Origin of the sequence: Fibrobacter succinogenes, assembly GCF_902779965.1 — a bacterium.
Classification (GTDB): domain Bacteria; phylum Fibrobacterota; class Fibrobacteria; order Fibrobacterales; family Fibrobacteraceae; genus Fibrobacter; species Fibrobacter succinogenes_F.
The window spans coordinates 39,975-62,068 of the sequence record NZ_CACZDK010000003.1; the positions used below are offsets into that span (position 1 = coordinate 39,975).

General features: G+C 49.4%; 18 protein-coding genes. 3 read left to right on the forward strand and 15 right to left on the reverse strand.

Annotation, left to right across the window (positions count from 1 at the left end):
- Positions 1 to 77: 77 nt before the first annotated feature.
- The 9 genes from HUF13_RS01810 to HUF13_RS01850 all read right to left on the reverse strand — a co-directional run bounded on the left by HUF13_RS01810 (position 78) and on the right by HUF13_RS01850 (position 11,074).
- The gene (locus tag HUF13_RS01810; RefSeq protein WP_173473545.1) at positions 78 to 1,259 is read right to left on the reverse strand and encodes an ABC transporter permease; all 1,182 of its coding nucleotides are present in this window, start codon (positions 1,257 to 1,259) and stop codon (positions 78 to 80) included.
- Complete coding sequence (locus HUF13_RS01815) at positions 1,252 to 2,406, reverse strand: ABC transporter permease (protein WP_304038706.1); 1,155 nt, start codon at positions 2,404 to 2,406, stop codon at positions 1,252 to 1,254. Before HUF13_RS01815 ends, HUF13_RS01810 begins: the two co-directional genes overlap by 8 nt.
- Positions 2,407 to 2,488: 82 nt before the next feature.
- On the reverse strand, positions 2,489 to 3,487 hold the full coding sequence (locus HUF13_RS01820) for an HlyD family secretion protein (RefSeq protein ID WP_173473547.1): 999 nt from the start codon (positions 3,485 to 3,487) through the stop codon (positions 2,489 to 2,491).
- On the reverse strand, positions 3,487 to 5,103 hold the full coding sequence (locus HUF13_RS01825; protein WP_304038708.1) for a TolC family protein: 1,617 nt from the start codon (positions 5,101 to 5,103) through the stop codon (positions 3,487 to 3,489). Before HUF13_RS01825 ends, HUF13_RS01820 begins: the two co-directional genes overlap by 1 nt.
- A 192-nt stretch (positions 5,104 to 5,295) precedes the next feature.
- On the reverse strand, positions 5,296 to 6,993 hold the full coding sequence (locus HUF13_RS01830; RefSeq protein WP_173473548.1) for a lamin tail domain-containing protein: 1,698 nt from the start codon (positions 6,991 to 6,993) through the stop codon (positions 5,296 to 5,298).
- A gap of 34 nt (positions 6,994 to 7,027) precedes the next feature.
- Positions 7,028 to 7,846, reverse strand: a complete 819-nt coding sequence (locus tag HUF13_RS01835; protein ID WP_173473549.1) for a polyphosphate polymerase domain-containing protein — start codon at positions 7,844 to 7,846, stop codon at positions 7,028 to 7,030.
- A 3-nt stretch (positions 7,847 to 7,849) separates the two neighbouring features.
- A complete protein-coding gene (locus tag HUF13_RS01840; RefSeq protein WP_173473550.1) occupies positions 7,850 to 9,268 on the reverse strand; it encodes a TolC family protein in 1,419 nt (472 codons plus the stop codon).
- Positions 9,268 to 10,377, reverse strand: coding sequence for an HlyD family secretion protein (locus HUF13_RS01845; protein WP_173473551.1), 1,110 nt, complete (start codon positions 10,375 to 10,377; stop codon positions 9,268 to 9,270). Before HUF13_RS01845 ends, HUF13_RS01840 begins: the two co-directional genes overlap by 1 nt.
- 13 nt (positions 10,378 to 10,390) lie before the next feature.
- Positions 10,391 to 11,074 carry a DUF4956 domain-containing protein gene (locus tag HUF13_RS01850; protein ID WP_173473552.1) on the reverse strand — a complete coding sequence of 228 codons (684 nt, stop codon included), beginning with the start codon at positions 11,072 to 11,074 and terminating at the stop codon, positions 10,391 to 10,393.
- A 564-nt stretch (positions 11,075 to 11,638) separates the two neighbouring features.
- On the opposite strand from HUF13_RS01850, the gene HUF13_RS17535 reads away from it, so the two are divergent.
- Positions 11,639 to 12,172: an FISUMP domain-containing protein gene (locus HUF13_RS17535; RefSeq protein WP_173473553.1), complete on the forward strand. Its 534-nt coding sequence runs from the start codon at positions 11,639 to 11,641 to the stop codon at positions 12,170 to 12,172.
- 3 nt (positions 12,173 to 12,175) lie between these two features.
- Positions 12,176 to 12,514, forward strand: coding sequence for an FISUMP domain-containing protein (locus HUF13_RS17540; protein ID WP_173473554.1), 339 nt, complete (start codon positions 12,176 to 12,178; stop codon positions 12,512 to 12,514).
- Between the two features lie 128 nt (positions 12,515 to 12,642).
- On the opposite strand, the gene HUF13_RS01865 is transcribed toward HUF13_RS17540, so the two are convergent.
- The 6 genes from HUF13_RS01865 to HUF13_RS01890 form a co-directional block, all read right to left on the reverse strand.
- On the reverse strand, positions 12,643 to 15,336 hold the full coding sequence (locus HUF13_RS01865; RefSeq protein ID WP_173473555.1) for a beta-L-arabinofuranosidase domain-containing protein: 2,694 nt from the start codon (positions 15,334 to 15,336) through the stop codon (positions 12,643 to 12,645).
- Positions 15,337 to 15,443: 107 nt separating this feature from the next.
- Positions 15,444 to 16,100 carry a hypothetical protein gene (locus HUF13_RS01870; protein ID WP_173473556.1) on the reverse strand — a complete coding sequence of 219 codons (657 nt, stop codon included), beginning with the start codon at positions 16,098 to 16,100 and terminating at the stop codon, positions 15,444 to 15,446.
- Entirely contained in the window at positions 16,093 to 16,926 is an 834-nt protein-coding gene (locus HUF13_RS01875) for a TIGR02147 family protein (protein WP_173473557.1), read from the reverse strand. Before HUF13_RS01875 ends, HUF13_RS01870 begins: the two co-directional genes overlap by 8 nt.
- A gap of 253 nt (positions 16,927 to 17,179) precedes the next feature.
- Positions 17,180 to 18,733: a glycoside hydrolase family 5 protein gene (locus HUF13_RS01880; RefSeq protein ID WP_173473558.1), complete on the reverse strand. Its 1,554-nt coding sequence runs from the start codon at positions 18,731 to 18,733 to the stop codon at positions 17,180 to 17,182.
- Positions 18,734 to 19,084: 351 nt separating this feature from the next.
- Positions 19,085 to 20,584, reverse strand: coding sequence for an NADPH-dependent glutamate synthase (gene gltA / locus HUF13_RS01885; protein WP_173473559.1), 1,500 nt, complete (start codon positions 20,582 to 20,584; stop codon positions 19,085 to 19,087).
- Positions 20,584 to 21,471: a sulfide/dihydroorotate dehydrogenase-like FAD/NAD-binding protein gene (locus tag HUF13_RS01890; protein WP_173473560.1), complete on the reverse strand. Its 888-nt coding sequence runs from the start codon at positions 21,469 to 21,471 to the stop codon at positions 20,584 to 20,586. Before HUF13_RS01890 ends, gltA begins: the two co-directional genes overlap by 1 nt.
- Before the next feature lie 167 nt (positions 21,472 to 21,638).
- Here HUF13_RS01890 and HUF13_RS01895 point away from each other — a divergent pair, with 167 nt between their 5' ends.
- A complete protein-coding gene (locus tag HUF13_RS01895; RefSeq protein ID WP_173473561.1) occupies positions 21,639 to 22,079 on the forward strand; it encodes an Rrf2 family transcriptional regulator in 441 nt (146 codons plus the stop codon).
- Positions 22,080 to 22,094: the final 15 nt, after the last annotated feature.

Consider the following 22,094-nt stretch of genomic DNA (forward strand, 5'->3'; position numbering starts at 1 on the left):
ACACAAATGTAATTTACAAAAAGAATGGCAAAAGCGTCTGTGACTACGTCACTCTTTTTTGCTTACAGTATCCGTTTTTACATATCACCGGTGGTAAAATGGCTTTTATCGCGCAAATGTGTGAGGAACATTCCCAAAATCAAGTAGATAACTGACTGAATAGCAAGCAAATACAATTTTGGCGCCACATCGTAAATGTCTCCGCCCATTTGCTCAATCGAAAGCCAGGCGGGCACTGCAAAGGTACTCGGCAAGATGTACGAGATTGCCACCATCCAGTTCGGCATCAAATAAGCAGGCCAACTGAAATTCGCGAGGAACAGTATCGGAATGGATAAGTTCAAGAAAAGCTGCATGCTCGATTCACGGTGCAAAAAGACCTGTGAAAGACACATCCCGAAGTTAATGACCGACGAAAGGAACACAATTGCAAATACCATCATCGGCAAGAGTTCACCGCGACGCGGAAAATCAAAGAGGTTGTAGATAAAGCAATGGTAGAAGAGGATGAACCCGCAATAATGCAAGAAATACGCCAGCGAACGCCCCAAGTAACGATAAGGCAAACTTTCGTTCTCGACTTCGGAATAACGCTGGTTCCTGCGGAAACGACGATGACCGCGAGCGCCGCCCATAACGCAGATGCCGATAATCAACGATTGTTGCAATATCACCACGAGTACGCTAGGAACAACATAATTCGAGTAGCTACCTGTATTGTTGAACATTGTTTGTATTGATAGCGGCATCGGGTCGCGCATCGCCATCGCTTTTGCCGAGGGCACTTTTTTGCCAAGCGCAATGGCCTTGACTTTACTGACCGCACCGACCGTCAACGCACACGTCGAGAACGCGGTACCGATTGTACCATGGAGCATCACGTAGGCGCCATGCGTAAAGATGTTTATCTTTGTCGGCTTCTTGTTCAGCAAGTCCTTTTCCATGTTCTCTGGAATGACCATGAAACCAAAAATGTCTTCGCTCGCCATAGCGGTTTCCGCTTCGAGCATGTCATTGTAAACAGCCTTGACTTCGACCTGTTGCGTTGCAGATGCCATTCGCGTAAGTTCCCTAGACTTTGCGGAATGGTCCAAATCTACGACCGCCACCGGCACACGAGTCACAGTCTGATTCATATACGCCGTCGGATAATAGAACGCATAGAGGACCCCAGCGACAACAAGCAAAAGCACTGCCGCAGGATCAGTGAAGAACAACTTCCATTCCGTCAATGTCACTTTCAAAAGACGACTAATCATTTTTTCGCCTCCTGATTTTCTCTAGCACACTTTTAAACAGCGCATCTACGGTAATCTCGCCATTTTCTTCGACAACGACCGGCATTTGCGAATCGTGTTTCAAGCGGTACTGCCAGCGGAGCACCATCGTAAGACAGCCAAATAGAGTCCAGAAGAGCGCCATGCCAGCCATCAACTTGATGACCTCCCAAGATGCAGCCATACCGACATCGCCAAGGAGCATCATGGACTGCACACGCAGCACATGCGTTAGCGGGAGCACAAACGCAAAGCAACGCACTGCAAATGGCATTGCCATCACGGGGAACGTCTGACCGGCAAATGCAAACGCAGGGCCGCCAATCACGCCCGAAACGCCTGTAGCAATACGCATCACGCCAGTCACACCTACAAATACCATTCCCGCCCCCACACAGCAAATCACCATCAAGAGTTGCGCCACGGAGACCATCACAAATTCTTCAAAGCCCATCGGCATGAGCATGCGGTGCGTGTACGCATAACAGCCCATGTATTCAAGCCAAAGAATGATAACGGCAGGAACAAATGAAGCAACGCCAAGCGTCACCCAAGAACGTTCTGCATACTGGTAAAATTCACGAACGCGCTTGTCACGCAACGGGAACGAAGCGATATATACCGCTACAAGCATGGCCGCCAAGTGGAACATGGCAGACACAAGCCCAAGCGCCAAGAATCCCTGATAATTGCCTTCGATATTACCGACTGAATGGATTTCTGTTTTTATAGGATCTTCAAACGAAGCGGTGAAAAGTTCCGAACCCACATCGGTAAGAACTGCACGAATTTCCTTTGTTGCAAACATGTTCGTGAGGTAATTTTGACCGCTGGAATAAACGGGAATCACAGGCGCTTCAAGGCGGAGTGCACGGCGTTCCAATTCATTCGGGAACACGATAAACGTTTGCAAATCACCGCGAATGACCGCATGTTCGCATTCGCTCATGTCATGGCACAACAATTTCACATCGAGCACCGGGCTAGACTGGAGAGCCATTTCCAGCCTATCAGCGAGCTGGCTATTATCTTGCTTGACAATACCAATCGGGATGTGCTGTACAATTTGAGAAGAGAACATCTCCAGCATGAACACGGAGACGCCCACGGGAAGTACAGCAAGAATCATCCACAAAACAAGTTTGTGGCCGAAATAAATCTTCCCAATTGTCTTTAAAAGGCCTTTCAGCACAATAACCTTCTATCCAAGCTTACTGAATGTCGTCAACAGGGAACAGAACGCTCATGCCCGGGCGGAGGTTCGGGACCTTGTGGGTCGGACGCATACGGACTTCGAACGTCTTGAGGTCAAAGCCCGAGCTTTCCTTGGAGCTACGCCATGTGGCATAATCGCCGACAGAAGCAATGTAGCTTACGACCATTTCAACCGTCTTGTCGAGAGCCGGAACCTGGAGATAGAACTTTTTGCCCTTGAACACATTCTTGAGGTAATCTTCGCGGAGGTGGAAAACCGCCCAAGAATCGTTCAAATCTGTAACCGCAATAATCGGCATGCCGGAGCCAACGACTTCGCCTTCTTCGGCAAGTTTCAGCGAGACTTCACCAGAAATCGGTGTGCGGATCCTGGTTTCTTCGAGGTAGGCATCAACTTCGGCATTGGCACCTTTTGCCTGCAACACAAGAGCGTTTGCGGCAGCCTTGTCTTCGCTACGGGCACCGGCAAGAGCCTGATTGTATTGGGCACGGGCGGCATCGGCAGCAGACTGAGAAGCCTTCATCTGCGTTTCAGCTTCGTCACGTTTCTGGAGCGGGAGCACACCTTCGTTGTAGAGTTTTTGAACACGGTTGTAAGTGTTCTTTGCAAGTGTTGCAGCTTCTTGAGCGCGGTCCGCCATTGCCTTGAGTGCAGTAATATCTTCGCTACGGGCACCATTGCGAGCCTTGCTAGCCTGAGCCTTGGCGGCACCGAGAGCACCCTGAGCCTGAATCTTTTTCGCTTCGATTTCCGGGCTGCTAATCACAGCGACCAAAGAATCCTTGCGAACCATGTCGCCTTCGTGAACTAGCAATTTTTCAATGCGGCCCGGAACCTTGCCAGCCACAAGCACGCGGCGGGCTTCCATCTGGCCTTGCAAGAACTGTTCGCGCGGTTGCGTTGCAAACTGTTGGAGCTGGGAAATTCCCATAATAACCAACACAATCAAAGCAAGTACAACTATAACTTTTCCAATCATCTTTAACGCGTTCATTATTTATTCTCCGTTTCTAAATTTTCGGTTGCAGCGTTCGTCGAAGCATCAACCGGTTTTTCTACAACAAGCTGCTTGGAAACAAGAACCGTCCCTGCCGTCGAGACCTCGCCCGCTGCTTCGAGAAGCCCAAGCCAAGCAATAACGGCATCGTAATGAGCCTTGAGGTCGGCCACCTGCAAGCGGGAAAGCGCAAGTTCCGCATCCACCACATCAAGGCCTGTTGCAAGCCCAGCTTCGTAGGCCTTGTTCTGGCTGCGCAATGCTTCGTCGGCAAGCTCGCGCGTCTTGGCGAGGCTTGCAAGCCTACCCTTTGCATGTTCTAGTTCGCGCCAACGCTTTTCGACCAGGAGTTTCAAATTGTCAATCGTTTCTTCTTCGAGGCTACCCAAGGAACGGTCCATGGCCTTTGCAGAACTGACCTTGGCGCGGGTATCGCCACCCTTGAAAATGTCCCACTGCAACTTAGCGCCAAGCGCCCATTCCGGTTCCAAAAGCGTCAAATCCTTCGTGTAAAGTTCCTTGTAGCCAAACAACGCAACAGTCGGGAAATAGTCGGCACGAGCAGCTCTAATCGCATTCTGATTGCGTTTGCGTTCTATGCGCAACTGACGGAGCCCCGGATGTTTGTCAATGGCAAGCGCCTTGAATTCATCCATCGTGCGGATACCTTCCGGAGATTCCACCGGCGTCGTTGCGGTAAGGCTTGTGTCCGTGTGCAAGAGGCTTGCAAGCGCCATACGGGCCAAGGACTGGTCACGGAGTGCATCTTCGTATGCGTTTTCAGCTTCGGCCAAGGCTACTTCGGCACGGAGGCGTTCGGTCTTGCTAATCTGGCCGCCTTCTTCAAGTTTCTTGGAGCGTTCCAGATGTTCGGCAAGGTCCTTCTTGGTCGTTTCGCGCATTCCTACGAGCTCTTCGCACAGGCGAAGCGTAAAATACTTTGTCGCCACATCCATGAGGACCGTGTTCTGCGCCATTTCGAATTCAGCCTTGCGGGCGTTCACATTTTCCTTGGCGGCATCGTAAGCGGAATAAATCTTGAGGCCTGTAAAAATCGGCCACACAACGGTAAGGCGAGCGTTAAAGAACCAATCGTCTTGCACCTTCATGTTGAAATCGGCATCGTTGATATTCTTTGTCGCTGCAGCACCATACTGTTCTGCAGTCTGCTGGGCAAACGCTTCCGGAGAACTTGTGCCGATTTTTTCTTTAAGCGTTTTTTCTGCAAAAGCCTTTGCCTGGGCTTCAGGCAATTTTTGAGCAAGAGCACCCTCGTAAGCCTGCTTGTAGCCATCCGAAGCCTTGTTATAGGCATCGATATAAGCCTTGGAATAAGCGGCAGCGCCAGCAATATCGCCAAGCGGTTGCTGGATGCGGCCAAGATCTATCGAAATCGGGTCATTGATTTTAGTAATGCCCGCCGAGAGGCTTACCGTCGGGAGGAAACGGGCAAAAGCTTCATCCTTGCCACTTTCGGCAATGTCCACTTTCGCCTTTTCAGCCTTGATTTTGGAATTGTTGGCCATGGCCATATCCAGCGCATCTTGCAAAGAAAGCGCTGCAGCATTACAGGCCACGCAACTACTGAGAATAAAAGCAAAGTACCGTTTCATAGCTACATTAATAATACAAAAAGATGTCAACAGTAGCAATTCCAAAAAGGCGCAATCCACTCATGTAATAAAAAAAGTTCCGACAAAATGTCGGAACTTTTGGCGTAAAACTCAAAAAGAATAATTGTAGCTGTGAAATGACAGGATCCCCTCCCGCGTTTCACTTGGTCGAGGATGACTGTACGAGTAACTTTACTTGCCCGGAGTCGGATCCGCTAGAGTCCAATTGGCATAGCCATAACCCATCGTGGTAAAGTCCTTACGATTGAGGCTTTTGCCCTTGCCATCGGAATCGGTCATGCCCGGCCAGCGGTCACTATAGAGCGTCGCGTCAGAAATTTCATAATACCACTGCTTATCACCACCATTTTCCACAAACGAATACGGCTTCTTGACGGCAACAGTTTCACCACGGTTCGAGAGCTTACCTGCATAGAAACGCACAGGAATAGCATCAGGGATCGAGAAGCGAGTACGAATCAGAGATTCCTTGGGCTTAAGGGAGTCGTTAAACAGCACCATTTTTCCACCTGCAGGAATCACATCGCCAGCAGCAAATTCCATATTCACGCCTTCAATTTTCCAGCCATGCGGTGTATTGTTCACACTTTCGACCAAATTAACAGCTTCCGTTCCCTTATTCACAAGTTCAAGAAATTCCACGTCATTCAAATCATTTTCATTTTCATGATAATGGATTTCACTGATGAAAATCGGGCCTGCCTTGAGAGCAGAGTTTGCGGCGCCCGGAGTTTCTGTAGCCATGGCGCCCTGGGCAACCGTTCCACCAGCCACTTCGACAATGCCGCTCGACTGCTTACCGGCAAAAATCATCAAGCTCGATTCCTTACCAGTGCGAGCACCAGCAACGACTTCGTACAGATAAATTTCATCACCATTGTCGCTTAAGAAAAGGCCTTCGCCAAACACATCGGCAGTCGCTTCAAGCAGCAAGTATCCCTTGGCAGGAACAACCGTATTAGTTCCGCCCACAGTCCACTTTTTGCCCTTACGCTTAGATTCGAGTTCCCAACCTTTAACATCAACCGGGGCATCGCCATAGTTGTAAAGTTCGACCCATCCTTCAGTCCCGTTAAGCACAAACGGTTTGATTTCGTTCACGCGGACAGTCGATGCATCGAGAACTTTGTCGCCACCTGCACACGGGCTGCCATTTTCGACAGCGCTTGGTCCCCATGAAGACGGGTCGGCTTCGTTACCAGAGCCTCTATACACAAGCGTACGGCCCTTGCCATTGGCAAGGCTCGGCCATGGCGGCAGATTGCTAAATGCTGCACTCACGTCGCCCTCGCCCTTGAGCTTGACTTCGACAACATCGCCTTCATTGACAAGCTTTGCAACAGCGTTCGTCTTGGGATCATTATCCCACGGACCAAAGACGCGGCACCCAGCAGGCAAGTTGCTATATGTCTTCTTGAACAAATCCACATCGTTCGTTACAATAACGTACTCATTGTTCTTCAAAGAACCCGGAGGGAACGAGAATGAAACAGCGCCATCCAAGCGAAGGTTATTCGCCAGCATATCTTTAATATCAGGGCCTTTCTTGATATAGACTTCGACCCATTCCAGCGCAGAACCACCCGGAGCGTTGTACATAATTTCGGAAACGCCCATGTTCGTAATCGTGGAATCCGTATCATCTTCAAAATTTGAGCTCGACGACAGCATCGGCCCATCAACAGAAGACGATGAAACCTCTATTGCAGATGAAGTCGGACCGACATCTCCGCTACTATTCGGCACAATTGTTGAGCTGCTCGAAGCAGGATCCACCACCGGAGAAGAGGGGCTGTCATCAGAGCATGCAGAGAACATGCCGATTACAGAGACACAGGTGCCAAGGGCAAGCAATTTTTTTGTATTCATGAGCGCCTTCCTTGTTTTATAGATTAAATCCATTTTAGAAATTTCCCGCGAGTCGAGTCCAGTACGGGCTCTTGAAACGTCGCGGATTTTCGTAAACACGTTTCCATTCCGCAGCCGCATTTCCGAACTTGGAGAATGCACCGTGTTTTAAATTCAATGCACGAATCAGGTCGAACATCCAGTACGGCATCTGGGCCGCCGGGCACTTGAGTTCAAGAACGGCATCGGCCCCCGGCTGGAAGAATCGCGGGAGCCCCGTGGAGTGCATGTAGTGCGGGTCCACAGTGTAGTCAAAGCCGTTTTCTTCGCGGAAGCGCATGCCGGTGTCAATGGTCACACGTGAATACTCTTCGCGGAGCCCGAACCATGCACGACGCTTATACTGCGTCAAAAGACGCGGGTGTGCGCCATGGAGTTCAGTCTTGTACAAGAAATCCTTGAGATACATGCGGTCTTTATCGCTCTTGCACGGCCATTCCTCGGGCTTCATGTGCCAGACTTCACCGGGGTTGATACCCTTGATCGTTGCACGGCTCTTGTAGCAGATGTTGCGAATCTTACGCTTGACTTCGAAATGGAACGTACCATCCTGAGCGGGGTGTTCACCGTACGTGCGGATACGCATGTTGAAACGGTCCAGGAGCTGTTTCTTTTTCCAGCCGAGGAACGTCCACGTCGGTGTGTCCAGGTAGAGGTTCGTAATCCAGTAGAATCCACCCGGAGTAATCTTGGAATAGTAGTCTTCTTCGCAATACGGCGCCAAGAACGCACCAATCCGGTCCGCCCATTCGACGGGGATATGGTACTTCAGTTCGAAGCGTTCGAGAAGACTAAATCCGCGGGCTTCTGCCATAAACTACCTGATTCCTTCACGAAGATGGTTTGCAACATCCTGACGAGCAAGGCCACCAGCGTAATCAAGCAGAGCCAAGTAACGTGCAAAAATATCGTATTCAAGCTTTGCAGCCTTCAAATCGCTTTCGAGAGCGCTTTCACGAGCGCGGAGGAGCAAGAGCGGATCGGAACCGGCCTTGTGAGCAAACTGTTCCATGAAGCCGCTGGCGTTCACCTGTTCGGCATAATCCTTCAAGACCTTCCACTGATCGATAAGCGCGAGAACTTCTTCAGTGAGGCGAGCGACCTTCTGGTTCACTTCGCGAACTTCGTCCAAGTACTTGCTTTCGGCATCGAGCTTTTCGATCTGTTCACGGAGAGAAGCATCCTTGTTGCTGTCGAAGAACGGCAAGCGGAATGCGAGGTTCAAGAAGAACTTGTCCGAAGTCTTGCGGTCATCCGTTTCAGGGACAATAGCTCTCAAGGTATATCCCAAGGCCTTGTCGTTATCCCATTTGCCGTTGCAATCACCATCAATTATTTCGCCAGGACAAGCTCCAGATTTTGTCATAAACTCATTCCAATACTTGCCATATTTATCTTTACTCACATCACTATAGTCCAAGTCCTTGTACTTTTCCATCAAGGATTCAACCTGGAGCGAGTAACCGATACCGACATGAGAAATGTAGTTGCGGTCCTTGCTGGCGTCCTGCATTGCCTTGGAAATATCGGAATCGCGCTTGCCCTTGGCAAGAGCCACAAGCGGGAAGCTTTCGTCAACAGTCACACCATTCTTCAGAAACTCGGCAAGTTCTTCCATCGTCGGGAGGAAGGCCGAATCCAATTTAACATTGTCATATTCAGGAGCCCAAGCCAGCATTTTAAGTTCGGCATCGCGGAGCGCCGTGCTGTCCGAAAGCAAGTTTGCCTTGAGCGAAGCGTTCTTCTCGAGCGATGCCATCAAATCTTCGGCATTGAACGAAGCGGACCCCGACTTAAGGTGGAGCACCTCGATACGGTCCTGAATAACCTGCAAGAGTTGCTTGTTGATTTCGTTAATTTTCTGGCGCAACACATAGCGCACGCCGCGTTCGTAACGGTCGTAAAGGAGGATCGAGCGTTCAACGGCAAAAGAGGCCTGCTGGTAATTCTTAACCGCCTCATAGTGAGCCTTGTCAGCAGCGCGTTCGCCAAAAGCCTGCGGAGTCACGCGGAGTTCAAAGTCGTGCTTGGCAAAGCTAAAACCATCCATCTGGTAGCGGAGCTCAACCTTGTCCCAAAGCTTGAGATTCCGAGCGGCAGAGGTTGCCTCGGCGCGTTTTTCCGCGGCCTGGTATCTCGGGTCCGTTTTTGCGGATTCGATAAGCATCTCCCAATTGAGGGGGCGTGCAAAAACAGCTGCGGAAAGAGCCAGTGTTATTAACGTTACTTTTTTCATTACTTCTTAGCCTTCTGTTGCTGTTTTTCCAGGTTGCGCTTGCTCGTTTCGGTGATGGTCACCATTTCGCCAAGCAAGAACTGATTTTCTTCCGGGATCTTGATGGTCACTTCACGACCATAGACTGGAATTTCGGGCATTTTCCACATGCGGGTCGGGAACGGCACGATGCGGCTCGAAAGGCCAACCACTTCGCCAATCACAGCCTTGCCCTTACCAGTAAGGGAAGTCACCTTCACGGCTTCGCCGAGGTTCGTGTTTTCGTAAATCTGTTCGTTGATATAGCCGCGGATAAGCGTCGGGGACTTGTGAGCAAGCGTCACAATAGGAGCAAAGCTAGAGACCTTTTCGCCATCGCGCACGTTCACATCACCGACAACCCAGTTTTCCTTGGCAATCTGGGTGAGTTCCTTCTGTTGCTTGCGAAGTTCGGCCAGTTCCTTGCGGATGTTTGCCGCTTCGGTCTTGCCGCTAGACTTCTGGAGCTTGTTGCTGCCACGGAGGAGAGCAATCTGTTCATTAGCGCTCTTGGTTGCAAGAGCAAGTTCGTTCTTGAGACTCTTGATGCGCATTGCCATGGCGTCGTTGCCATCGGCCTTGGACTTCGAACCCTTGAGACTTGCAAGCTTGGCAGAAATAGCCTTGTTGCTTTCGTATTCCGATTCGAGCGTGCGAATTTCGGCAGAGAGCGCGAGACGGCGGGTTTCGAGGTTCGCCTTGACTTCGGCCACCTTCTGGTCGATTTCGGCAGAACTCAAGTTGCTGCGGCCTTCGAGAGCATCAAGTTCACGGGTGAGTTCAGCAACGCGGAGCGTGAGGTCCGGACGGTTGATGACAACAATCGTATCGCCGGGCTTGACCTCTTGACCTGGAACCACGTAAATCTTGACGATTTCGGTGGGAGACGGGAGGCTGATAATCGTTTCGCTAGATTCAGCAATGCCACGGAACATAGCCGCCTTGCCCTGGTAGATAAAGCCAAGCATCACGGCAAAGAGCACACAGAGAATCCAAGCAATAGAAAGCTTGTGGGTATAGACGTAAGCGACACCCGCATTGTTCTTGTGAGTATTCCAGAAATTGTCGAGAAGATCTTCAAGTTTATTCATTTTTCAAACCTCCTTACATTTCCGTCGTTGCGTCTTGCATCATGAACTGGACATCCGAAATACCTTCGACCTTCGAGAGAAGCGTGAGGATTTCGGCAGCAGGCTTTGTTGCACGGAGGCGGATCTGGTAAGCGACGTCCAAGCGGGCTCCGCCATCGACTTCACGCATCGTAATCAAAATAAAAGTCTTTAAATTACCCTTCATGATATCTTCAACCTGGCCACGGACCTTCGGTTCGTTCGGGAGAGCAAAGCGGAGCATACCGTCAAAGAAGTGCTTGGTACCAAGACCCGTGCGAGAAAGGAGGAACGCCACACAGCTAAAGGCAATCGTACCGCCGACCGCGGCACCCCAGGCGTAAACACCGCAACCGATACCGGCGCCAAGTGCGGCAAAGATGAACATGATATCACGAGGATCCTTGAAGCTCGTACGGAAGCGGACCACCGAGAGGGCACCCATCATGCCAAGACCACGACCAACGTTATCGCCGATGGCCTGCATCACCATTGCGGCAACCACTGCACTGAGCACAATGCCCTGCACAAAATTTCGCGAGTAAGAAAGACCAAGGAAAGTCTTCTCGTACGTCCATGCAATCGTAGAAGACAGGATGAAAGCAAGGATCAAGGTGTAAGCAAGCGTAATGATCGTTGCATTTGTTGTGCTGGACTGGACAGCAAGAAGGTCAAGCATAGTAACTCCGTTAATTAATTCTTTTTTTTAGCCTGTTCCCCCAAAATCTACTTAAAAACAAGCAATTCACACTCGCAATTTTGTAAATAATGGACTAACAAAAAAATTACAATCCGCTTTTTTATTCCGGATTTGGGCGAATCTCACCCAATTTTTTTATTCCAGGCTGTAGAACCCACGCTAAAAATAATAAAAGTACATTTTTCGTTCTTGAAAAAAATAATTACACGTTGGTTACTCTAACAACGCATTGAGGAAACCGCAACAACTGTTTATTTTTGGAAACAAACCAACGATTTGCAGACGATTGATACCAGCAGTTTACAAAGTCTGGTTAATAGAAAGTTACAAAGAAGTCTCCGCGGAGTAACGGCGAACCGAATGGAGCAATTGGGGGATTCGGAGTTTAAAATTCGAAGTTTAGAGTTCGGATGTCGAAGAGCCTTCCGAAATTTTCCAAAACAAATACGTTCACATTCAAACATACACTCAAACCTTTAATTTCATATATTTATTTGTAATAGTTGGAGAAGTTTATGCGGAATACGTTATTTTGTCTACTTTGTGGAATTTTATTTTTTTGGCTGTAGCGAGGAGAATCCTTTTACTATTTTCGCAAATTCATCAAACGATGAATCATCTAGTTCAATCTTTGTAGAATCGTCATCTTCAGAAGAATTTAGATTATCATCGTCTTCATTCGACATGTTCTCCAGCAGTTCCGAAATAAGTTCTTCAAGTTGGCCCCAATACTCTTACGGAGAATTAATTGACAAGCGAGATGGTCAAGTTTACAGGACCATCAAAATTGGCGATCAGACGTGGATGGCAGAAAATTTGAATTATGCCTATCCACATAAAATTCGCGATTTGGATTCGGCAAGCTGGTGCTACAACAACGAGCCCGACAATTGTGCAAAATACGGCAGGCTATACATGTGGGAAGCAACAATGGACTGCAACGCATTTGAATACACGGATAATTACTATGATTACGATTCTTTTTGCACCGAACAGGTTTACAAAACAGAAGAATCTTTTAATTTCTATCGCGGAACCTGTCCTGAAAATTGGCATATTCCATCGCATGACGAATAGCCTTTGCTGAAAAGTACAGCAAACAACTTTGCAACGGATTTAAAATCGACTGTTGATTGGCGCGATGACGGAAACGGTAGTGACATCCTGGGATTCAGCGTCCTCCCTGCAGGTGAATGCAAAGCTTATTCTGGAGGAGAATGTACTAGAATAAGAGAAAAAACATGCTTTTGGACAACCAGACAAATAGACCGCACCATACATGATATTACCCCAGAAACTTGGAACGATTATTTCTGGGCAAGCATTTTCTGTCTTACAGCAAACAGCAAGGATATTTCTAACGAAGTAATCGATAAATTTGATTATGCTCTTTCCGTCCGCTGCGTGAAGGATAATTAAGCACCGTACTTGCGACATGGAATGTATGGATCCTCGATTCGCGAGGATGACGGGACACGCGTGGATGACTTAGCAAAAGAAGTCCTCACAATTGTGAGGACTTTTTGGGGTGTTGAGGAGTGTTTAATTTACAAGCCGTTTTTATTGAATAGCGTGTAGCCACGCACGAGACCGTCTTGGAAAAAACGAACAATGTAGTTACCGTTCTTGAGGCCCGCAATATCAACCGTGAAGTTGTTTGCGCCGGCGGTAAGCATCTGCGAGAGTTTTAGGCGCCCGTCCATCGAATAGATTTTCACGCTTGTCGTTTTTGCAAGCGGAAGGTCCGATGCAATTTGGAGAGTCTGCGAAGTGGCTCGCACGCGGAATCCCAGGTTCACTTTGGCGACCGGCGCAATGTCCGTCGGCGGGTCAACAACGACCGGCTTTGGCTTGTTGCGAAGGAGGCGCACGCCAAAGATACCGCCCACCATTCCAGAGCTTGCCGAGAACGAGATGCGCACGATTTTTTTATTCTTCACCATTTTGTCCGGAATCGGGTACGTCACGTTCACAAATTCATCCTTTTTCCACTTGCCCGAAATATTCTCGGTCACGAGCTTTTCTCCGTCAATGGAGATGTCGAATTCACGAGTGCAGCCTTCGTTGCCCCAGTAGCGCACCATGAGGCTTAAGGAATCTTCGCTGTTCGTCTCGAATTCGTAGCTGATGAGGCCGCCATCGCCGCCCGAGCACTTGCCAGCGTCGCGGTAGAATTCGCCTTGGTGCGTGCCCGAAGTGGAATTTTCGATTTTCATCTTGTGATCAACTTCTGGCTGTTGCTCGCCGGGAGCGACTTTGTCAACGGTCTTTTCATCAAGCGCCAAGGCCTCTTTTTGTTCTTTTTCCAAGCGGTCAAGAATCGAGGGATCTGTCAGCACCATCCAGTACATCATGTAACGAGCATCGTGAACTTCGTAGAAGGGCTGCAAAAGCAGGTTTGCGTCTTTTTGCTTTGCGAAGAGGTAAGGCGCCTTGAAGTGCATCGGCTCGCCCTTCACGGGTTCCACCTTCGACGGGATATCTTCTTTTTTGCTTGCAAGCATCGGCGCCTGATCCAACGATTCCAACGCTCCGGATGCGATATGGCTCCAGCGGCCATCATCAGCAACAAGACCGTTCAAGTTCGCAGTACCCGTCTTTGCAGAAAGCACAATCGGGCCATGCAAAAGCGCTACGTAATCGGTCACGCCCGGCAAATCCTCGACATGCGTGTACATCGGGTAAAGCACTTCGACGACATCACCAGACTTCCAGGCCTTCCCTGCTGAAACATAGCTCGACGGCGTAGATTTTTTCACAACGGTATCGCCATTGACAATGACCTTGAATTCACCTTCCTTGACCCAGTACGGATGGCGAATTTGCATGTCAAATTCACCGCTACCCGTAATCGTAAACTTGGAAGATTCACCCTTCGGGAAGGCGGTCTCTTGCTTGATTTTTACGCTTTTGTCTTTCCAGTTCAAGACGGAAGCCGCAAAGAGGTTTACGTAGAGAGCATCCTTGTCTTTCGTATAAATAAACTGGTTGTACTTTGCCGGGTTTTCCATGCCGGAACCCACGCAGCACCACATGCCCGCATTGACCTTGGAATACACGCGGTAATGGCGCGGACGAGCCGGGGTGAAGTAAACGTAGCCGCCATGCGTCGGGTGGATTGTCGAAAGGATATGGTTGAAAAGCGCACGTTCATAGAAATCAGTGTAATGCGCATCATGCTTGATGTTGAAAAGGCGCTCCGTCAGCTTGAGCATGTTGTACGTATTGCAGGATTCAGGACCTTCACGTTCTTCCACGAACTTTTTATGGTTGTTGAGCGCCGGGAAATGTTCCGAAATGCTGTTGCCGCCAATGGCGATACTGCGTTTATTCACAACTGTCTGCCAGAAGAAATCGGAGCCCTTCTTGAAATTCTGATCGCCGGAAAGTTCAGCGATGCGTGCGAAACCAACAACTTTAGGCACCTGCGTATTGGCATGCACGTTCGTCAAGTTGTCGTTCCCTTGCGACATCGGGTCCAAAAGCCACTTGTGCGACCACTTCTTTGCCGCGTTCAGGTACTTCTCGTTTTTCGTGAGGTAGTAAGCGTCCGCATAGACTTCAGGCATACCGCCATGTTCCGTGCCGAGCATCTGCTGCATTTTGGAATCGTTGAGACCGTCCGTAATCGTAATGCCCCAGTCGCAAAGCGCCAAGAACATCGTCTTTGCTTGCTCGTAGCCCGCATAAACGTAAGCATCGCGGAGGCCCGCATAGAGCTTGTGGATATTGTACCACGGCACCCAATAGCCGTTCTGGGCGCCCGCATTGCCGCTCTTCATGCTGAGCCACATCTTTTTGCCGTTGGGAACGCCACTGATATAGCCCTTGAAATTGTTGTCCTTGGAATTCTGGTCCTGGATTGTCTTGAGTTCTTTCAAGATGTATTCGAGGCGTTCCTTGACTTGGACGTCATCGTTATCGGCATAATGCATGGCCAAAGCACTCAAGTAATGCCCAAGCACGTGGCCGTCAAGCCCTGCCCAGTTCGGGAACTTAGAAGCCTTGGGCCTCATTCCCGCTTCTTCGTAGAACGGAGCAAGCAAACGGTCCACATCGTAGCTAAGGAGCGTTTCGACGTTCAAATCCTGACGTTCCTTCAAGACGCCATCCAAAAGTTGCACATCCGACAATGCGAACATGTCAGGGTAGAGCACATCCTGCGAAAATCCGAGACTGCAAGCGACTCCCATCAGCGCTAGTGTCGTGCGTAAACGTTTACCAAACCATCCGAAATTCATTGTTTCCACCTTTTTTGATTATTAACCCTTACCCAGAAAATAAACAGAAAAAAAGGCGCCCCTTAAGGCGCCTCTTTAAATAGTTTTGACAATTCTACAAAAGGGTTTTACAAACCAAAGGAATTTATAGAAACACTCTCACTGCAATCAGATTTCGATTCCAAGGTAAATTCGTCTAAGACAGAATCAAAAGCGGCGTTTCCTTCCGTGTATGCGCAATAAGCATCTAGATTTCCTTTATCATCGCATGATCCAACAAACAGGTCCTCTGCGGTTTTAATCAAACACAAACTTTTGAAATTTTCAAAGACAGTTTCACATTCAGCACCGAAATTATTCAACACAATACTCCGTTCTACACGATTGCCCGGTCCAAGCTTGAACTTTGTAGAATACGTTTTTGCATCGCTTGCACAAGAAGCAGCCGCTCCTTTTTCGTTACCATAAACATAAATTCGACCATCTGATTTAGAAGCTGCGCCACTCTTAATTTCAATAGCTACAACTTCAGTAACCTTCGTATCGAATGCTATTTTAACAGATTTTGACAATCCTTCCTCGCCAGCCGACGAACTGCTTTCCGGATCTACACTAATCTCTGGCGGACCAACCCAAATATCACCTGAAGAACTGCTGCTTTCCAAAGAACTACTATCCCCCCCCCCTGCAAACGGATTTGCGTTTGGGTCAACAGTTCCACTAGAGCATGCAACCAATGCAAGCCACGATACGAATCCAATTAAATAAAAACTCTTTTTAAGCATGTTTCTTCCCAACTATTTTATTGGTGACGGGAAAAAATTGAAAATTAATTCTACACACTTGATCAAAATTACCACAATCGTTCGCAATTGCAACTACTTTTTTGCAACAAGCCTTAATTTCTTCGACAATTCTCTTATAAGCGTCCTGATTTACGCCAAGCGTAATGCCGTTAAAGAAGCGCTCGCTTACAGAATAGCGGTCCACGGCTCGGGCAGCCATAATCGCCATCTCTTTGTGCATAGCCCGGATCGCAATAGGGAGTGCTTCCTTGGAACCGATAACAGTTTGCGCGGTCTGCGAGTAGACTTTTTCGTCTTCTTTTTTCAAGAAGCCAGCCTTCACGAGAAAACTGAGCACATCGCGCACTTCTTCTGCAGAAACGTATTCCTTGCATTCTTCGGCAATGTCGCGAGGGGAAGCCCCCGGCATGAGCGGAGCAAGTTCTCGAATAACCGGATATTTCCAAGATTCGTAATACTGGAACGCCTCTTTATCGACAACGCGAACTTCGTGCTCCAATGCAATACGCTGCATTTCAAGAAGCGCCGCACGCTGAGATTCATTATTCTCGGCATTCCCATAAGCGACGAGCTGATAGAAGTACTGTTCTTCGTAATCAACGAGTCCCATGGATTTAGCCACTTGGCAAGCCTTAATTTTGCTGAGCTTGCTCTGCCCCATGCAAACGAGCTTCAAGAAATTCGGCGAAGAAAATCCGGCATTTCGGCAAAACTCGCGCCACGAGAACGACCCAAGACGTTTGCGTTCGTCGTAGTATTCCTGCAAATAGAGGTGGTAATCGCGGTACTCAAAAATTGACTTCATAATACATAAAATAAATTTTTACAAATGGAAATGCAACATCTGTATTATACGCGTAAGTATATTTTTAAGCTATAAAAGGGGGATTTTTATAAAAATTCGAGCGTTTTTAGAGCTATATAATACACCTTGTATAATAGAGAAACAGCCCCGCCAGCAGAGTGACGGAGACTGTTTTTTAAAACGAAACTGAGAGATTCCCAATCAAACAGAGAATGACGAATCCATTGCAAACGCAAGACGAGACTGCCGCAAACTAGCGGATTTGCACTTGCAGCACCTTGCCCTGGCACTTTGCGATGTAGTTGCCTTGGCGAAGACCGTTCAAATGCATTTCGGTCTTGGACGAAGTTGCCATTCCGACACTGCGAACAAGATTTCCGTTCATATCGAACAGCATAATGTTGCCGGAGCCGTAAAGCATATTGCCTGCACGACGGAGATTCACCTGAGTTGCAGCAAGGACGATCGGCAAAGCAATTGTAGCCGAACTGCTAGACTGCGCAATTTCGCTAGAACTGGAGGCGGGAGCGTCGTTGCCGCCATTGATAAAGTCTTCGACGTGGGTCACGCCGTTGTTCACGTAATTGCCGAGACCATACACACCGCGCATAGCGTTGATAACGTCAGTTTCAAGAACCTTGCCCACCGGCGAAGATTGACGACGGATGTAAGCCATGTTGTCATAGCCGGAATTGCTTTCGTTGCCCATATCCCAAAGAATCGGGGTGAGGCCATACTGCTTGGCGGCAGAAACAACATCCTTGTGCCATTGTACACGGCCCTGCTTGTGGAGATTCAGGTCGGAACCGCTCAATTCCGGAGTACGGACGTTTGCACCGAATTCGCCAACAATGACCGGATAGCCCTTATCCACATAATTCGTCTTCATCTTGGCAAACTGTTCCTGCGGATGCACAATGCTCCCGAGCTTGGAATCGACCGCACCACCCCAAGCGTTGTAACCGGCGTTATGCTTAGGTTCGCTAGCCTTGGTGTAGTCGCCATAGTAGTACTGCGGCTGAATAGGTTCGCTCGCGCCCCAGTCCTGTTGGCTCGTCATAAGCGTGTACTGGTACGGATCGTAGTAGTGAACTTCGAACATCAAGCGGCCTTCGACCTTGTCTTTCGGGAAGGTGCTTACCGGAGCGCTTTTGACCGACTTGTCGATGTCGGTATTGAGCCCCTGGATAATCAAGGTGCGAGTAGCATTGTTGCCACCCGTAGCGCGAACCGCATCAACGAACGTCTGGTAGTAGTGCATAAGCGTAGACACATGCTGCGAGGTCCACGTGTTCACATTCGGGCCAGGTTCGTTTGCGCCGGCAAAAAGCAAACGTTCGTTGTAGTTCTTAAACTTGTTCGCAATTTGCGTCCAGTAAGTCTTCATCTTGTTGTCGATGGTGTTATCGACGCTCGTGCCGATGTTGCTCTGGAACCAGCCACCTTCACCTTCGTGGTGGATGTTCAAAATCGTGTAGAGGCCTGCGCGCATCGCGTAATCGACAACCGTCTTCACGGAATCGAGCCAGGTTTCGGTGACCTTACCACCGCTCGTGTGGCTATCCCAAGCGCAAGGAATACGCACCGTATTGAAGCCAGCCGCCTTCACAGAATCCAACAGAGCCTGAGTCGGGAAAGGGTTGCCCCACAAAGTCGGGTTGTTCGGCACTTCCATCGAGTTACCGATATTGAAGCCCATGCCCATCTTGGCTTGAACTTCTTTTGCCGTTGGAAGAGTGGCTGCAGAAACAGAGCCTGCTAAAAAAGCTACACCACAGGTGATTCCGAAAATTTTTGACCAAACCATAACATCTCCTTAAATAACCTTTATTTTGAATATAATCAAAAGATTTTCAAAAAAGGCGATGTCACAAAAAAGGAAGAATTGACAAAAAGGAACGGGTTAGAATACTACGCAAAAAAGGATGGCCGGAGCCATCCTTTTTAAAAATTCCGTGCTTGGAAAAAGAAGCGAGCAGGACCAGAAGTCGAAAAACAAAAAAGATGGTCGGAAGACCATCTTTTTTTCAAATCCAAGATTTGAAGAAGAAACATTTTTCTTCAGGGCTTGGAAAAGGAACCTAGCGAGAGCAGGAGCCGAGCCCCCGTAGCGTACTAAAGCGTACGTGAGGGGGCGAGCGACAAACTATCGCGACGGTTACTTTTTCAAGAACTCGTTGATGCCTGCTGCTGCGCGGCGTCCCTCACCCATAGCGAGGATCACGGTTGCAGCGCCGAGCACGATGTCACCACCGGCGTAGACCTTTTCCATAAAGGTCTTGTTGGCAGTTGCATCTTCGAGAAGGATGTGACCCTTCTTATCGACGGAGAGTTCCGGAGTGGTGTTGCTGATAAGCGGGTTAGAACCGTTACCAATAGCAACGAGCACGGTGTCGCATTCGATTTCGAAGCTTGCGCCTTCGACCTTGACCGGACGCGGACGGCCCTTTTCGTCGGGTTCGCCGAGTTCGTACTTGTCGACGAGCATACCGCGGACGTGACCAGCTTCGTCGCCGAGGATCTTGGCCGGGTTCTGGAGAACGCAGAATTCGACACCTTCTTCCTGAGCGTGGAGAACTTCTTCCTTACGGGCCGGAAGTTCGTTCATGCTACGACGGTAAATGATACGGACCTTTTCTGCACCGAGGCGGAGAGCCATACGGGCAGCGTCCATAGCGACGTTACCACCACCGAGGACGACAACGTTCTTGCCCGGCCACATCGGCGTATCGGCATTTTCCTTGTCGTAAGCGCGCATGAGGTTTGCACGGGTGAGGTATTCATTAGCAGCGAACACACCGACGAGGTTTTCACCTTCGATGTTCATGAACAACGGAAGACCAGCACCGGTACCGACGAACACAGCGTCAAAGCCATCCTTTTCGATGAGGTCCTTGAGCTTGCGGGTACGGCCAATCACAAAGTTCGTTTCGAACTTCACGCCCATAGCGGCGAGAGATTCGATTTCCTTGTCCACAATCTTCTTCGGAAGACGGAATTCAGGAATACCATAGCGGACCACGCCACCGAGCTTGTGGAAAGCTTCGAAGATGGTCACGTCGTGGCCTTCGCGGCGGACGTCAGCAGCGACGACCAAGCCGGCAGGACCGGAACCGATCACAGCCACCTTCTTGCCCGTTGCAGGCTTCACAGCCGGAACGGAAGCGCCACCGTTGTTGCGTTCATAGTCAGCAGCAAAGCGTTCGAGACGGCCGATAGCGACAGCCTGGTTCACGTCCTTGTGCATCTTGCCCATCGTGCAGTTCATCTGGCACTGGCGTTCCTGCGGGCAAACGCGGCCGCAGATAGCCGGGAGCAAACTCGTTTCCTTGATCTTTGCGATAGCGGCCTTGAAGTCGCCTTCGGCGATCTTGGCAATGAAGGCCGGAATGTCGATGTGAACCGGGCAGCTTTCAACGCAGAACGGCTTCTTGCAGTTAAGGCAGCGGTTAGCTTCGACGATAGCCTGAGCTTCGGTATAACCCTGAGCCACTTCTTCCATCACGCGTGCGCGGTAGGACGGTTCGAGCTGCGGCATCGGCTGAGCCGGGATAGCAGTCTTGTCCTTCGGCTTCAAGGGCTGCGGAAGAGCCTTAATCTTTTCAAGTTCCACCTTGGCGGCGGCGTCCAACTGTTCGCGAGTCATATGTTCAGACATTATTTGCTCTCCTTAGCCTTGGCATCTGCCATCTTGTCGATATTGCACTTGTGGCCGTCATTTGCACCGAAGCGATGCAAAGCTTCCTGTTCCTGGGGCTTGAAAGCGCCCATACGCTGGAGCATGTTGTTCCAGTCGACTTCGTGGCCGTCGAATTCCGGACCATCGACGCAGACGAACTTCGTCTTGCCACCGATAGTGACGCGGCAACCACCGCACATGCCCGTACCATCGACCATGATGCTGTTGAGGCTAACGACAGTCTTCACTGCATACGGCTTGGTGGTGAGAGCGCAGAACTTCATCATGATCGGAGGACCGATAGCGATGACCATGTCCGGCTTACCCTTGGTGTCTTCGCAGAGTTCCTTAAGCGGTTCAGTCACGAGACCCTTGCGGCCATAAGAACCGTCGTCGGTCATGAAAATGATGTTGTCAGCGAGAGCAGTCATTTCTTCCTTCATGAGGAAGAGGCTTTCGTTACGGGCACCCATGATAATCGTTACCTTGTTGCCTGCAGCCTTGAGAGCCTGAACAATCGGGTGCATCGGGGCAATACCGACACCACCGCAAACGCAGACTACGTGACCAAAGTTGTCGATATGGGTCGGAGAACCGAGCGGGCCAACCAAGACCGGGATATCGTCACCGACTTCGAACTTGGAAAGTTCAGTCGTCGTCTTACCAACCGTCTGGAAAATGAGGGTGATAGAACCTTCATTCGTATCGGCGTCAGCAATAGTGAGCGGAACACGTTCACCGTTGTCCTTGTTCGTCTGGAGGATGATAAATTGTCCTGCCTTACGTTCTTGCGCGATCAGCGGGGCGTGGACGCGGAATTGGAATACCGCGGGAGATAACTGCTTTTTAAAGAGAATTTTTGCCATAATGCGAGGCAATATAGAAAAATTTTAGAACGCGTTTTAGTAAAAATTTATAAGGGACGGGTTAGAGCGCAGACTCAAGCAAATAACGCATCGAGCTATAAAAAATCCCCTAATTATGTAGGTTTTTAATAGAAAAAATATATATTTGGGACTCAAAGGAGTAAAACATGAGAGTATCCACAAAAGGCCGTTACGCCATCCGAGTCCTTATCGACATGGCAGAAAACGGAGAAACCGAATTCCACCCACTGCACAATCTGGCGGAACGTCAGGGACTTTCTGAAAAATACCTCGAAGCGATTCTCGGAACTCTCGTCAAGAACCAGGTGCTCGAAGGGGCACGCGGCAAGGGCGGCGGCTACAAGCTCGCAAAGCCAGCCAAGGAACTGACCGTTTGGGACGTGCTGAGCGTCATCGAGACTTCGATGAGCCCGGTGGAATGTGTCGACAACGACAAGAACGGCTGCGACCGTGCAGACATTTGCCCGACACTCCCAATGTGGAAGGACTTGGCGAAAATCATCAAGGATTACTTCACGGGAATCACGATTGCGCAACTTGCACACAAAGTCCCCAAAATCACAAGCCCAATCAGCAAAGAGAAATAAAAGAGCGAAATCTAG